This is a genomic window from Sodalis-like endosymbiont of Proechinophthirus fluctus, assembly GCF_001602625.1.
Lineage (GTDB): Bacteria > Pseudomonadota > Gammaproteobacteria > Enterobacterales > Enterobacteriaceae.
In genome coordinates this window covers 23,188-23,917 of sequence record NZ_LECR01000002.1, presented here as the reverse complement: position 1 = coordinate 23,917, position 730 = coordinate 23,188, and the positions used below count along the sequence as shown (strand labels likewise).

1 protein-coding gene is annotated in these 730 nt (G+C 55.2%); it reads right to left on the bottom strand.

Annotated features, from left to right (window positions below):
* The coding region (locus BG74_RS00280; protein ID WP_244267046.1) for an ABC transporter transmembrane domain-containing protein at window positions 1-730 on the bottom strand (730 nt) is incomplete at both ends.

The following is a 730-nucleotide window of genomic DNA, read 5'->3' as shown; positions in this document are numbered from 1 at the left end:
CCCACAGATCGCGAGCGAGTAAACTGACCGGCCCCGAGGCAGGTGTTTCCTGGCCGGCGCCCTGGCTTACATCGTCGTGTTCCAAAAAGGAGACCAGAGATTCTGCCGCGCCCACTGCCTGGGCTTTAGCGTGATAAAAAGTACCCAAATCGCGCAGTGGCTGAAAAAATTCCGATGCTAGGATCAACACTAAAAAGCCGTCGAATAGCGTGACACTGGTGCCGTAACTGCCGAAATGCAGTTCCCCCAGGTAGGAGAAGCCAAAATAAACCGCCGCGACTGCGATAGAGATCGAGGCGAAGAATTCCAATACGCCAGACGACAAAAACGCCAGCCGCAAAACCTCCATAGTACGCTGACGGAAATCCTCGGTGGCGCGGCGCATATCCTCCGTTTCCGCTTCGGCGCGAAAGAATAGCCGCAGGGTTTCCAGTCCACGTAGCCGGTCGAGGAAATAGCCCGACAGACGCGCTAGCGCAAGAAAATTACGCTGGTTGGCGCCAGCGGCGCCTGTGCCGACTAGTGCCATGAACAGTGGAATCAGAGGGGCAGTTAAAAACAAAATCAGCCCTGCGGCCCAGTTGATAGGAAATACTACGATGAGGATCATCAATGGCACCAGTACCGACAGCGACATTTGCGGCAAATAGCGGGCATAATAGTCGTGCATCTCCTCAATCTGCTCAAGCAGCATGCTGCTCCAGCTACCGGTAGGTTTGCCGCGGATCCA